Below are 13,302 nucleotides of genomic sequence, written 5' to 3'. Positions count from 1 at the left end.
ATGAACAGTTGCCTGTATGAAGGGGTATTACGCCACCGCCGTCTCCAGCCGAAAGCGCACCATTTTCGCTATCGCATCTTCATGGCCTGGCTCGATCTGGATGAACTGGACCTGCTCAGCGAAGTGGGTATCCGCCGCAATAGTTTTGCTGCCGCCTCTTTTTACGATGCGGATTACCCGCTGGGTACGCCGCTGAAAGCGCAGGTTCTGAATCGGCTGGAAAGCCTGACCGGCACGCGTCCGGATGGCCGCGTTATGCTGCTGACCCAGCTGCGCTATCTGGGCTTTCATTTTAACCCGGTCAACTTTTACTACTGCTATGACGGCGCAGGCGCCCTGCGCTGGGTACTGGCAGAAGTGCGCAACACGCCGTGGAATGAACGGCATTACTACGCCGTGGACGGCCAACGGACGCGTCCGCTGGATAAGGCCTTTCACGTCTCGCCGTTTAACCCGATGGACATGGTCTATCACTGGCGATTCAACCGGCCCGGTAAAACGCTGCATATGCATATTGAGAACCATCAGACGGCAAAAGTCTTCGATGCCACGCTGGCCCTGAGCCGTGAACCCTTAACCCGGGCCAACCTGCGAGGGCTGCTGCTGCGCATTCCGCTGATGACGCTGAAAACCGTTCTCGCGATTTACTGGCAGGCGCTACGGCTGTGGCTCAAGCGCGTGCCGCTGTACAACCATCCTGTCAGCAGGAGTGAACGCTCATGACCGATCCCGTTTTTGCGCTTGAGCCCGATATCCCGCGCAACGTACGTATCGCGCGCTGGTTGCTCTTTCGTCTGTTGAGCGGCATTCGTGAAGGCTCGCTCACCGTTCGCGAAGGGGCGCAGACCTTTCACTTTGGCGACCCCGCCGCAGCGTTACGCGCCGACGCGCAGGTCCTCTCCGCGGGCGTCTACTGGCGCTTACTCACTGGCGGCAGCCTTGCCGCGGCGGAGGCCTGGATGGACGGCGAATGGGAGAGCCAGCAGTTGACGCAGTTGCTGCAGATCCTGGCGCGCAACGGCCAGGTGCTGGGGCGGCTGGAGCGCGGCTTCCGGCTACTGGGCAAGCCCGTAGAACGACTGCGCCACTGGACGCGCCGCAACTCGCGCGCGCAGGCGAAGGAGAATATTGCCGCCCATTACGATCTGGGCAACGACTTTTACGCCCGCTTTCTTGACGACGAGCTCCTCTACTCCAGCGCGCTGTTTACTGATGACGGTCAGGATCTCACCCAGGCCCAGCGGGCTAAAATGGCGCGCCTGTGCGAGCGTCTGGCGCTTACGCCCGGCGATCATTTGCTGGAGATCGGTACCGGCTGGGGGGCAATGGCCGAATTCGCCGCTCGCCATTACGGCTGTCGGGTCACCACCACCACCCTGTCGCAGGAACAGTTTCAGTGGGCCAAAGCGCGGATTGCCCGCGCCGGGCTTCAGGATCGCATCGACGTGCTGCTCTGCGATTACCGCGATCTCACCGGCCAGTACGACAAGCTGCTGTCGGTGGAGATGATTGAGGCCGTGGGCCAACGCTATCTGCCGGCTTTTTTCCGCACCTGTCAGGCGCGCTTGCGTCCGGGCGGCAGGATGGCGATCCAGGCAATCACCATCCAGGACCAGCGCTATCGCGGCTACAGCAAAAGCGTGGATTTTATTCAGCGCTATATCTTTCCGGGCGGATTTTTGCCCAGCATTACAGTGATGAACGAACTGATGACGCGCCATACCGATTTTGTGATGCGCGATCTGTTAGATATGGGCCCGGACTACGCCCGTACCCTGGCCCACTGGCGGCAGCGTTTTCTCCACGCCTGGCAGGATATCGAGAAGCTCGGCTTTGATGAACGTTTCCGCCGCATGTGGCTTTATTACTTCGGCTACTGTGAGGCCGGATTTAACGCCCGCACCATCAGCGTCGTGCAGCTCACCGCGGAGCGAACATCATGAAACGCATTTTGACCCTTGGCCTCGCGCTGCTGATGCTGGCGCTGGCGGGCTGCAGCGCCGAAGTGACCGATTATCGACAGCAGCAGCCGGCGCTGGATATCTTCCACTATTTTCAGGGTAAAACCGAAGCATGGGGGATGGTGCAGGATCGCAATGGCAAGCAGCTACGCCGCTTTCATGTTGAGATTGACGGTGAGGTTGTTGGCGACACGCTGACGCTACATGAACGCTTTGTCTACGATGATGGCGAAAAGCAGCAGCGGGTATGGCGCATTCGCCGCACCGGCGACAACCGTTATCAAGGCACCGCTGGCGATATTACCGGCGTGGCGCTTGGCAAGGCATCGGGAAACGCTTTTCACTGGCGCTACAGCATGAACGTAAAAGCCGAGGGTAGCCGCTGGCTACTCGATTTCGACGACTGGATGTTCCTGCAGGACGGCGTGCATCTGTTCAACAAAACGGAGATGAAGAAATTTGGCGTTACCGTCGCCACCGTCACCCTTTTCTTCACCCGGACAGCACAATAAAAGAGGATTATGCCATGAGCACACAACCTGTGATTGGGATCAGCGGATGTTTGACCGGTGCAGCCGTGCGATTCGACGGCGGGCATAAGCGAATGGGATTCGTGATGGATGAGCTGGCGCAATGGGTCGCGTTTAAGCCCGTCTGTCCGGAGATGGCGATCGGCCTGCCCGTTCCCCGGCCTGCGCTGCGGCTGGTCCAGACTCGCGAAGGGGATATCCGCATGCGCTTCACCCATGCTCCGCACGACGACGTAACGGAGAAAATGGCCGATTTTGCCAGCGCCCACCTTACGACGCTGGGCGAACTATCGGGATTTATCGTCTGCGCCAAATCACCGAGCTGCGGTATGGAGCGCGTGCGGCTGTATGATGATAAGGGCAATCGCGGACGTAAAGAAGGCACAGGGTTATTTACCGCCGCGCTGCTGGAGAAATATCCCTGGCTACCGGTGGAAGAGGACGGCCGCCTGCACGATCCGGCGCTGCGTGAGAATTTTGTCGAAAGAGTTTTTGCCCTGCACGAGCTCAACTGCTTGCACAAAAGTGGCCTGACGCGCCGTGGGCTGCTGGATTTCCATAGCCGCTATAAGCTTCAGCTGCTGGCTCACCATCAGGCGGGTTACCGGGAAATTGGCCCGTTCGTTGCCTCGCTGCATGAATGGGAGGATCTGGAGGCTTTCTTTGTGGCGTACCGCGACAAATTGATGGCGATCCTGAAAAAGCCCGCCTCGCGTAAAAATCACACCAACGTACTGATGCATATTCAGGGCTACTTCCGTAACCAGCTGAACAGCCGCCAGCGCGGCGAGTTACGCGACGTGATCCTTAACTATCGCTCCGGACTGCTGCCGATCCTCGCACCGCTAACGCTGCTTAAGCACTATCTGGCGGAATACCCGGATCGTTACCTGCAGACGCAGAACTACTTTGATCCCTATCCGCAGGATCTGGCCCTGCGCCTGACGGTGAATTAAGTCTACAGAACCCGCGAACAGGCCGGCACAAGCCTGTTCGCGTAGATACCGGCAGACCTGGAACCACGCCTCAAACATCCCGCCGACGTTTAACGAATGCAGCCGTTCGACGCTGCTGTCGTTCACTTTGGCGATGTGCTTATTGTCCACCCGGCCGCCGGGAACGTAGAACCGCAGCATCGGGTGGCTCTCCGCCCCCATGCCAATGGCGATGTTTTGCGACAACGTCAGCTTCCAGCCGTGATTCTCGCCGCCCCGATCGTAATCGACGCGCTGATAGCTTGCTTCCAGCCAGACCGAATGCACATCGTTCCAGAAGTACATTGGTCGCACAATGGCGCCATCGTTTTACGGTTGTCGCTAGTATCCTTGCCGTTGTCATAGTCGCGGAAGACCAGCGGCGATAACCGCCATCGTTGATGAAAGTTATTATCATTATCATGTTTATCTCAAGACAGGTTAATCTTATTCAGATAATAACAATCCCATTCCGGGCAGGCAGAATATGCCGCTATCATGAGAACAATTTCATTTTTATTTTGTCCGGCCACTGAGGTTTTTTCACTATTCGGGATGTCGCACCTCCCTAATAAACGAGTCATCATTAACGCTAATCCGCATAAATCCACCCTAAGGATAATTCGCGGACCAGCAGTGAACTCAGTAACGGCTCAGGCATTTGCGACGGAACGTATATCCTTATTCCAACAGCCCCCAGCTATTTTTCATAGGGTATAAGGAAAACCCTGCGGATATATCCTTACGATTATTGCGGCATATACCCGGCAAGTCTTCATCGGCTGCAAAAATGCAAAACAGTATGGGTAAAAACGTTATTGTCCCGTCCCTCTCCTTTTCGACTGCATGCCTTTATTGCAGCGCAAGCGTCCACAAGGCTTGCGGAGCGCCCAAACACCCGCCGGCAGTGATGGACGTATTAACCTGCGCTACCGCCAGGAACACCGTAACGACTCGACTGCGACAGCGCCGCGCTGGTGGTAAAAACGCTGACCGTGCCCCTCGCAAAATACCGTTGCATGCTAAACGCCAAAATCAAGGGAAAAGTAAATTAATAATTGTGGCACATCCTCTATTCTCCTGCCCGGTCATTGAATTACGTTATTTCACTCAGTGATTAAGAAAAGCCCCAAATGTGAGCCATCTCGCAAATAACAGCTTTATATATATAATACTCGGGGAGCTATCTGGCGTACATTTTATGCAGGAATGCAAGTTGTAAGGGATAAAATGGTGGTTTTAGAAAATTCCAACGCAGGCGGAATAGCATTTTTGTGTAGCGACTCAACATACTCTGGAGTTGCCTTTGCTTTGATGATCACAGAAGTAAAAAAACATAATAAATTAATTTAAAAACGTAATAGATTCTTCGAGATCATTTATGTCAGAAAGTGTTACACATCTACACAACAAGCCGGAGTCTGCTCAGCATGGGTAAAAACATAATGCAAAGTCGCCATGACGAATATCATAAATTAACTCGCGGGGAACGTATTGGTTATGGGATGGGCGACTTTGCTCAAAACCTGGTTTTTGGCACAATTGGCGGTTTTCTTGCTTTGCACATGCTGACGGTTAATACCATCAGTACAGCAACGGCAGGGTTTATATTCCTTTTTGTCCGCATCATCAATGTCTTTTGGGATCCGATGGTGGGAACTTTCGTTGACAAGAGAACATCGAACGCCGGGAAATACCGTCCCTGGCTGCTCAGAGCCGGCGCGCCGCTGGTGATCCTTTCCGCTTTACTTTTTGCCCCGATCCCCGGCGTCCGCGGTTCAGTCCCTTTTGCTTTTATCATCTATCTGGCGCTGGATTTAGTCTATTCGCTCGTGAATATTCCTTATGGTTCACTTAACGCTTCACTGACGCGCGACCCGGAATCGATTGATAAGCTCACCAGTACGCGAATGATGCTCGCCAACAGCGCCAACCTGCTTGTCTATACTCTGTTCCCGATGTTTGTACAAATGGCTTCGCCTAAAGATCGCAGCCTGAAGGACACCGGTTTTTTTGGTATTGAACTCAATCTGGGTAACTATACCGATCCTTCTGCGAACTATGCCTGGTTTGGCGTTTACTCAATTTATATGTTTATTGGCGCGCTGGCGCTTTTCATCTGCTATAAATTCACCAAAGAACGTGTGGTGGCGACAGCGGAACAGACGGCTAACGTCAAAACCACCGATCTTTTTCTTGAGCTCAAACATAATCGCCCGCTGGTTATTCTCGGACTGTTCTTTATGCTGGCCTTTACGTTCATGTTTTTTATGAACACGGTAAATGGCTTTTTCAATCAGTACGTTGTTGGCCATTCAGAATGGATGGGGGCAGTTGGCCTGGTCGCCTCTATTCCGGGCATTGCTTTCCCCATTTTCTGGCCGCGACTCAAGAAAATTTTTGGCAAAAAAGGGTTCTTCCATCTTTTTCTGGCCATGTTCATTGTCGGTGAATTATTAACCTATATTTGGTCGCGCGAGGGTATGCACGATGCGCTGTGGCTTGCTTACATCGCGACATTTATTAAACAGTGGGGCTTAACGTCAGCGACCGGCTTCATGTGGGCGCTGGTGCCGGAAGTGATTGCATATGGCGAACTAAAATCGGGCAAACGAAACGCTGCCATCATTAACGCTATTATGGGGCTCTTTTTTAAGATTGGCTTTACTATCGGCGGCGCGATTCCTCTGTGGTTGCTGGCCGTTTATGGCTTCAATGAAACCGGCGCCCGGCAAAGTGCCAGCGCAATCGAGGGGATTATAATGACCGCAGTTTGGATCCCGATTGCTTTGGCGATTATTTCAATGATCATTATCCAGGTTTATCCCATCTCGGACAAAAACGTGACCGATATCAATCGTCAGCTTGATGAGATACGCGTGTAGTTAAAAATATAAATCTGACGCAGTTGGAACTTTTAAATAAAAAAGGTGTAATGATATGTCTCTTATTCAAAACCCTATTTTACGTGGATTTAATGCCGACCCCAGTATTATCCGTGTTGAGGACACTTACTATATCGCCAACTCTACATTTGAGTGGTTTCCTGGCGTTCGTTTACATGAGTCAAAAGACCTTGAGCACTGGAATCTTCTCCCTGCGCCTTTGTCAACGACCACCCTGCTGGATATGAAAGGCAACCCCTCATCCGGCGGCATTTGGGCGCCGGCGCTCTCCTGGGCCGACGGTCAATTCTGGTTAGTGTATACCGATGTCAAAGTCACCGAAGGCGCCTTTAAAGACATGACTAACTATCTGACCACCGCAACCGATATTCGCGGCCCCTGGAGCGATCCTGTCAAGCTTAACGGCGTGGGTTTTGATGCCTCTCTTTTCCACGATGATGATGGCCGAAAATATATCGTGCAGCAAACCTGGGATCATCGCGAATATCACCACCCTTTTGACGGCATTACGTTAACCGAACTGGATACCAAAACCCTGAAATTAATGCCAGGAACCGCGCGTACCATTTATCGTGGGACTGCCGTTGGCCTCGTTGAAGGGCCGCATCTCTATAAACTCAACGGATATTATTATCTTTTTGCCGCTCAGGGAGGGACCGTATTTACCCACCAGGAAGTGGTTGCCCGCTCAAAAACGCTGGAAGCCTACAGTTTTACCACCGAACCGGGAGACGTCTTCTTAACGAATGTTGATACGCCAGACAGCTATATCCAAAAGCAAGGGCATGGCGCCTTAGTTTCTACCCCAGGAGGCGAATGGTACTATGCCTCGCTCTGCGCTCGTCCGTGGAATCGCCCTGGCGAGTCGGTCTACGATCCTCGCGGCTGGTCAACCCTCGGCAGAGAAACGTCGATCCAAAAAGTGTACTGGGATGAAGATGGCTGGCCGCGTATTGCGGGCGGTCACGGCGGTAAAACATTCGTCGAGGGGCCGAAAGACGCCATTTATACCGAAATTGCAGAGGATCGTAGCCAGCACGACGACTTTACCACGCCGACGCTCGATCCCAACTGGAATACGCTGCGGGTGCCCTTTAGCGAGAAAATGGGTACTACCGGACACGGAAAACTCACCTTAATCGGCCAGGGCTCTTTAGCCAATACGCACGATCTGTCGCTGATTGCCCGCCGCTGGCAAGCCTTTTATTTTGATGCCCAGGTAAAAGTAAAATTTGATCCGTTCAACTACCAGCAAATGGCAGGATTAACGAATTACTATAACGATCGCCACTGGAGCTTTGTGTTTGTTACCTGGAATGAAATTAATGGAAGGGTCATTGAGATAGGGGAAAATAATCGCGGAAAATATACTTCCTATCTGAAAGATAATGCCATTAAGGTGCCAGAGCATGTCGAATATGTCTGGTTGCGCAGCAAAGTCAGGAAGGAAACGTATAGCTATGAATATAGCTTTGATGGCGTCGCGTTCACTGAAATCCCGGTCAGGTTAGATGCCGCTATCCTTTCAGATGACTATGTCTTGCAGAGCTATGGCGGTTTCTTTACCGGAGCGTTTGTTGGCCTTGCGGCAGTCGACTACTCCGGCTATGGCGCCAGCGCTGAGTTTTATCATTTTGATTATCAGGAACTTGGCGATTCGTTAGTTGGTAATGAGGTTTATAGCTGGGAAGCCAGTGAGTTACGTAGTTATTAAACGGCCCGCAGGTCAGGGGTAGCCAAACGTCTCTGCAGGCGGAGCTGGCGCGGCGGACCGCGCCAGCTCGCAAGAAAAGCGTCGATGGCGCGTTTTCATCTTTAACGCGCATCATTCCCCGGCGGGCACGGGCCGTCGCCGGTTCTCATCAAACTTCAGCGTTGGACGAGCTGATGATACCAGCCTGCAAAACCTGGATTGCGGAATGTGCCTCCAGGTAATGCTGCTGCTTCAGATGACGAATAAGCACCCTTCCCTCGGGCATAAATACGGTACCATAACGTACCAGGCCAATACCCCTCAGCTCAGCATCAAGCCCATAGCGCAGCTCGCCCGCCATCGCCTGCGCCAGCAGAACCACCTTCACTTTCTTTAGCCTGGGCTCATATTTAAGCAACACGGTCGACAGGATGCTCATCAGTTCATGGGCCGTCCCTGGCATACCCTGCAGAATTTTAGTCATATCCGGCAGGCCATAATCCGGAAGATGCGCCAGCGTCCCTGCGCGACAGTTAAGAATGCGCTGCATATTATCCAGAACCGACAGAATCACCTGGGTTTCTTCGCTCACCTGGTCCAGTGCAGTCCCTCCGGCAAAATTGCCGTAGAGCATTTCATACAGAGAAGTTCCCCCCATCATCAGTCATCCTTCTTCGGTTGCAGCGTCAGACGATGTTGGCTGGCTTCAATAACGCGCGGTTTGTCCGGATCGAGGTCGTCGCGTCTCAGTACCAGCTTCCAGTCATTCCTCACCATATCCGGCGCCCGAAACAGCCCCACCACCGCGATAAACTGCGTTCTTTCATCCATCGGCATGTCGAGGCTGGCGTCTGCGCCGGGTTTCACCACCAGGCTATGGCTGGCAAGCAGTTCGTTTCCGGCAGCATTATCGCCTTCCGAAGCCAGCTGCTGATAGAGCAATTGATCAAACGCCTTACGGTCCCTGAGCTGGTACACCCATACCATCACCGGCTGGGAGAATGAGGCATTTTCCCGCTCATCGGTGTTCAGCTCTGCCCGGCCAGTCACGTCCAGATGCAGGGTTTTTACCGGTTTATAAAAGACCGATTTCACTACCGATGAGGTGCCGTCGCTAATTTTCTGTGTCAGGCCACACCCCGTCAGCATTAACGGTATAAGTAGTAAGGTAGATCGCTTAATCGAAGTGATACGCAACACGTTGGTTTCCTTGTTGTAAAGTTGCAGACGGCATTCCGTTATAGTTGCCTGGCTCAATAGTAAAAGCGGCGGGGATATCGGGCGGGATCGTTTCCCCCTCCACACCCAGTACTCCCGTCATGCCGAGCATAAAAGGGGAGTCGCCCAGCACCGGCGCAGCCAGTAGCTGAGCAGGAACGGTCAGCTGTATCCGCGCCTTATAGCGCCACCCGAGATAGACCCGCAGCAGGACCACAAAGTCCTGATATAGCTGCCCTTCCGGTAACCATCCCTGCGTCTCGGCAATATCATCCGTATACAGCGCAATCAACAGCTGGCTGCTGACCTCTGTCGTTTCATCGCCCAGCACGCTATAGCCATCAAGCAGAAAATCGTCATTGTCGTAAAACCCCAGAGGATGGCTGATGGAAAACGGGCGCGGAGAGTGCGGCGTGACGCGGGCCTGCGTGCGGGGAGCCAGCAGCCGTACCAGCGCCTGCACGCCCTCTTCGGTACGCGCAGGCAGGCGCATGATGCCGAGCAGCGCCAGAAAACGCGACGTCGGAGTGGCGATATGCTTTGCGGTACCCGGTATACCCAGACCGATAAGTCCCAGTAGACTCTGCGAGGTGCTGTCCCTGCCGCCCGCTTCAAACGTCGCCGGGTACGAATATTTTCGCCAGATGCGATAGAACTGCGTCAGAATGCGGTGGTTAAAGATATCGAGAAAGGCCTCCTGCGCTTCGTGCCCTTCCCGCTGTCGGGCGATATCATCGAGCCATGCGGTGGGCAGGGGTGAGTCGACGCCGTAGAGCCCCATAAACGTCGTACGCACCGTCGGCGGCGCATCAGGATGATACTCATCATATTCCACCGCTTTTAGCTCGCTAACCGGGAAGCCCATTCCCGGATGCGGGCGAAAACGTACCGGATCGCTGGTCGGGTTCAGAGTACCGCCCAACGGGGAGGCTTCCGGGTGACGCTTTTCCAGTAACTGGCAGAAGCGGTAGAAGTTAATGCGATGGATTTCCCGCTCCAGCCGGGGGCTCAGCCGGGAATACGGCGGTTGTGGTTCTCCTGCCATTCGAGACGTTCTCCCCCAGGTTGTAGTATCAGAATCAGATGGTTGAACAGATGAATATCGGTATAGAGCGCGAAAAAGCGGTTCAGCATTTCGCCAAACAGGCAGATATCGCCGTGCCCGGCGAAGCCGCTGCTGTCGAGGGTCACCTCAATCTGTACGCCGCGCAGAAAATGGCCCTGCGCAAAACGTTCCACCTCGCTGTGCCTGACATCGACAATCGCCTCCAGGCGGCGGCGATTCATCTCGTTATCGGTCCAGTCATAGAGGGCCAGCGCGCCGCGCAGCACGTCGGCGTTATCCATCATCCACAGGAAGCTGCTGCCGAGATGACTCAGTACTCGCCAGTGAAATCGGTCGCGATCCGGCGGATAGCACGGCAGCGTCGGGGCGCAAAGATTGCGCACCTGGATAGGCGTGGCGGTGGATTTCACCACCGTATCCAGCAGCGCGCTCTGTAGCGCCCGGCGCGGCAGTTGACCATTAGTGCCGGTCAGGCTGAGCGATAGCTTTTCATGCTCAGGTACGCTGTGGTTATCAAACGCCTCGCCGCCGAGCATCAGCCAGGTGTCGTGCAGTCCGGAAGGACCGGGCTTCACCCGCGTATGATAGTAATATTCCGGCGCATCATGGCGCAGCATGCCCCCTTTGTGACGGAAGCTGGTAAAGGGCACATACGTCTGATGGCCGGAATGGCGCGAGGAAGTGACCGAATCCACGGAATAAATCTCGGTATGCCCATCCTGGATACGCATCGGGCGCAGCAGATATTCGGTCTGCAACGAGTCCAGGTGCAGCGGATCGGACTCCAGAGGGAACAGATTAATCACCGGCGCGCAATGCAGGCGCAGATTTTTCTCCGACAGCGCATATTCGTGCGGCCACTGTTTCTCCAGCACGATATCAATTTCAAACCACGCCAGAACCTCAGGGAAATTCACATTTTCCAGGCCGCGCAGCGACACCGACATAAATTTTTCCCGGAAGGAAAAATACTCCAGCAGTAGCTGATAACCGCTGAAGCTGCCGCTCTCCGGCAGTAGCGCCTCATCCTGACTGAAACCGCAGACGGCAAAACGGGCGTCCAGCGGCCTGCGTTCGGCATTGCCGGGGAGGCGAACATACGTTTTCGCCACCCGGAGCGTCAGCGCCTCATGCAGAGCGCAGGCCAGCGGCGCATCGGCATTCAGATAGAGCGGGACGCGGCTTACATCGATGCGGCTCCAGTCTGCCAGCGAGCTGCACTCAAAGCGCAGGCGGATAAGCGAGCGCCCGTCCGCTTCCGTCGACATCCCCGCCCGGATAAGCGACAAGGGGAGCAAAGTTAACGGTTGCGTAGTGGTGTAATGGCAACGGGTGCGCTTTTCGCCAATAGGCTGCGAAAGTATGCCAAAGCCCTTTTCTATGCGTAGAGGTTCTTTCAGTTCATGCCAGTCCGCGGTGAATTCGACAATGGAGAGCGAGGGAATGGTACGCAGGTAATGTGGCCAGATCATGCTGACCAGACCGCCGGTCAGTTCCGGCAGATCGTCGTCGAGTTTTTCCCGCAGGCGGCCCATCAGAAAGGCGAAGCCTTCAAACAGGCGTTCCACATACGGGTCGCGCGCGCCCGCTTTGTCGAGATTTAAGGCCGCTGCCCGGTCAGGATGGGCGCGGGCGAATTCTTCACCTGCTTCACGCAGGTAACGCATTTCGGCGTCAAAATAACGCAGAGTTAAGTCATCCATAGAATTTTATGCTGTGCCTTGTAGCAACATGAACGCGTTTTGTTAAAAGCGCGGGAAGGAAGAACGATCTGATACACCCTTAGCAGCATCACAGCTCATAGGTATCGTTCATCATTGAGGCGATAAACCGAACCGGGCCAGGACAGGAACTTTTATTGTGCAACGTTCCGGCCTACCCCAGGCCATCAAGACTGTCTCCAGGAATAGAGCCAGCGATCGTGTATATACCCGGATGTTGACCACCCGTTACCCGGTCTATTTCACGCGCAACCGGTACGCCCAGCATAGTGAACCGGCAGATAAATCCGCCGCAGGTAGTTCTGTCACCGCGAATCAAATCATTCCCTATCGCCATTGCGCTCTCCTTAATGGGTCGATATTCAGATTACTGACGCACTACCCGCCGTTCTGAGCGATAAGACAGATCTCAGTACGCCAGGTAACAATTCTCTCTCCGGCCGTAACCGGATTTGTTCTGCTTCGCCGCGTCCCGTCTCCGACACAATAGCTTCATACGAGGGGGAGGGGTCATTTCCAGTCACCGCCGAAGAGGTCTTAAGACCGTCAAATATCGTCGCGGCTGGCCGCCACCGGGTTCATCATTCACTCACCTCCCCCGCTTCATACCCCTCTTCATCCGTGCGGCCGGCTGCCGGGACACCGGCGCTGAATATCTGCGCCGGCAGCCTGAAGTTGCGCAGCTTCAGCAGCGCCAGCGGACCGTCGCCCAGCTCCGTGCGCAGCAGCCACTGCAGCTGCCGCCTGTCCGGTGCGGTGACGGTCAGCCGGTACAGCCCGTCCCCCGCTTTCTGCCGCGCCATCGGCTCCAGCATCCGGATGACGCCCCACGGGCCGCTGTGGTTTGCATACAGACGGCTTCCCGCCGTCGTTGACGTCCAGGTCAGCATCGCCCCCGGTTTATTCATCGCCCCCGGCCAGCGGAAGCGCTGCCAGTCGGCCAGCTGGTTAAAATAGTGCAGCGTCTGCCCGTCAAGCGTCAGCGCTGTTTCCACCACTTCCCGCATCGCCACCCCCTGCATTTCAAAGCTGATGCCCTGGCTGCCGTCGGTGAACAGGATATCGGACAGCTGGCTGAGCTGGTTCACCGCGTTCAGGAAGGCCGGGCTGAAGGTCAGCCCCTGGCTGCGGGTGCTGTCCGCCACCCAGTCGCTGCCCTCCCGGCGCAGCACCCCGCCCAGCTCCGTACTGAGAAAACGGTCAATACGTCCGGTATCGCGGCGGATAAACGCC

At 54.8% G+C, this 13,302-nt stretch carries 12 protein-coding genes and 1 pseudogene; 6 read left to right on the top strand and 7 right to left on the bottom strand.

Annotated elements, in window-relative coordinates; translation table 11 throughout:
* Genes IAE27_RS03995 through IAE27_RS03980 form a run of 4 tightly spaced genes read left to right on the top strand, consistent with a single transcriptional unit; the run spans position 1 to position 3,447 of the window.
* The gene (locus IAE27_RS03995) at positions 1 to 723 is read left to right on the top strand and encodes a DUF1365 domain-containing protein (protein WP_023329609.1); all 723 of its coding nucleotides are present in this window, start codon (positions 1 to 3) and stop codon (positions 721 to 723) included.
* Positions 720 to 1,943, top strand: a complete 1,224-nt coding sequence (locus IAE27_RS03990) for an SAM-dependent methyltransferase (RefSeq protein ID WP_070557702.1) — start codon at positions 720 to 722, stop codon at positions 1,941 to 1,943. Before IAE27_RS03995 ends, IAE27_RS03990 begins: the two co-directional genes overlap by 4 nt.
* Entirely contained in the window at positions 1,940 to 2,473 is a 534-nt protein-coding gene (locus tag IAE27_RS03985; protein ID WP_004112512.1) for a DUF3833 domain-containing protein, read from the top strand. The genes IAE27_RS03990 and IAE27_RS03985 overlap by 4 nt, the downstream gene beginning before the upstream one ends.
* Before the next feature lie 14 nt (positions 2,474 to 2,487).
* Positions 2,488 to 3,447 (top strand): YbgA family protein, encoded by a 960-nt coding sequence (locus tag IAE27_RS03980; protein ID WP_049593207.1) that lies wholly within the window; start codon positions 2,488 to 2,490, stop codon positions 3,445 to 3,447.
* Between the two features lie 60 nt (positions 3,448 to 3,507).
* Here the strand turns inward: IAE27_RS03980 and IAE27_RS03975 are convergent.
* Positions 3,508 to 3,845: pseudogene (locus IAE27_RS03975) on the bottom strand (carbohydrate porin); the annotation flags it as partial.
* 1,065 nt (positions 3,846 to 4,910) lie between these two features.
* Between IAE27_RS03975 and IAE27_RS03970 the strand changes: the two are divergent.
* Complete coding sequence (locus IAE27_RS03970) at positions 4,911 to 6,350, top strand: MFS transporter (protein WP_160887467.1); 1,440 nt, start codon at positions 4,911 to 4,913, stop codon at positions 6,348 to 6,350.
* Positions 6,351 to 6,405: 55 nt separating this feature from the next.
* Positions 6,406 to 8,085, top strand: coding sequence for a glycoside hydrolase family 43 protein (locus IAE27_RS03965; RefSeq protein ID WP_142478538.1), 1,680 nt, complete (start codon positions 6,406 to 6,408; stop codon positions 8,083 to 8,085).
* Positions 8,086 to 8,233: 148 nt separating this feature from the next.
* Here the strand turns inward: IAE27_RS03965 and tssE are convergent, their stop codons facing one another.
* The 6 genes from tssE to IAE27_RS03935 form a co-directional block, all read right to left on the bottom strand.
* Positions 8,234 to 8,722 (bottom strand): type VI secretion system baseplate subunit TssE, encoded by a 489-nt coding sequence (gene tssE / locus IAE27_RS03960; protein ID WP_187326131.1) that lies wholly within the window; start codon positions 8,720 to 8,722, stop codon positions 8,234 to 8,236.
* A gap of 2 nt (positions 8,723 to 8,724) precedes the next feature.
* Entirely contained in the window at positions 8,725 to 9,264 is a 540-nt protein-coding gene (gene tssJ / locus IAE27_RS03955; protein WP_023329601.1) for a type VI secretion system lipoprotein TssJ, read from the bottom strand.
* A complete protein-coding gene (gene tssG / locus IAE27_RS03950; RefSeq protein ID WP_154022645.1) occupies positions 9,242 to 10,327 on the bottom strand; it encodes a type VI secretion system baseplate subunit TssG in 1,086 nt (361 codons plus the stop codon). Before tssG ends, tssJ begins: the two co-directional genes overlap by 23 nt.
* Complete coding sequence (gene tssF / locus IAE27_RS03945) at positions 10,291 to 12,051, bottom strand: type VI secretion system baseplate subunit TssF (RefSeq protein ID WP_023329599.1); 1,761 nt, start codon at positions 12,049 to 12,051, stop codon at positions 10,291 to 10,293. Before tssF ends, tssG begins: the two co-directional genes overlap by 37 nt.
* 172 nt (positions 12,052 to 12,223) lie before the next feature.
* Complete coding sequence (locus tag IAE27_RS03940; protein ID WP_154022647.1) at positions 12,224 to 12,406, bottom strand: hypothetical protein; 183 nt, start codon at positions 12,404 to 12,406, stop codon at positions 12,224 to 12,226.
* A gap of 244 nt (positions 12,407 to 12,650) precedes the next feature.
* Positions 12,651 to 13,302, bottom strand: a 652-nt coding sequence (locus IAE27_RS03935) for a type VI secretion IcmF C-terminal domain-containing protein (protein WP_320159729.1), incomplete at its 5' end; no start/stop codon positions are given.

The sequence above is a fragment of the Klebsiella sp. S69 genome, assembly GCF_016516145.1.
In the GTDB taxonomy this organism is placed as follows: Bacteria; Pseudomonadota; Gammaproteobacteria; order Enterobacterales; family Enterobacteriaceae; genus Klebsiella; species Klebsiella oxytoca.
Note: the sequence above shows the minus strand (reverse complement) of the source record. Positions and strands in the feature narration are given on the sequence as shown.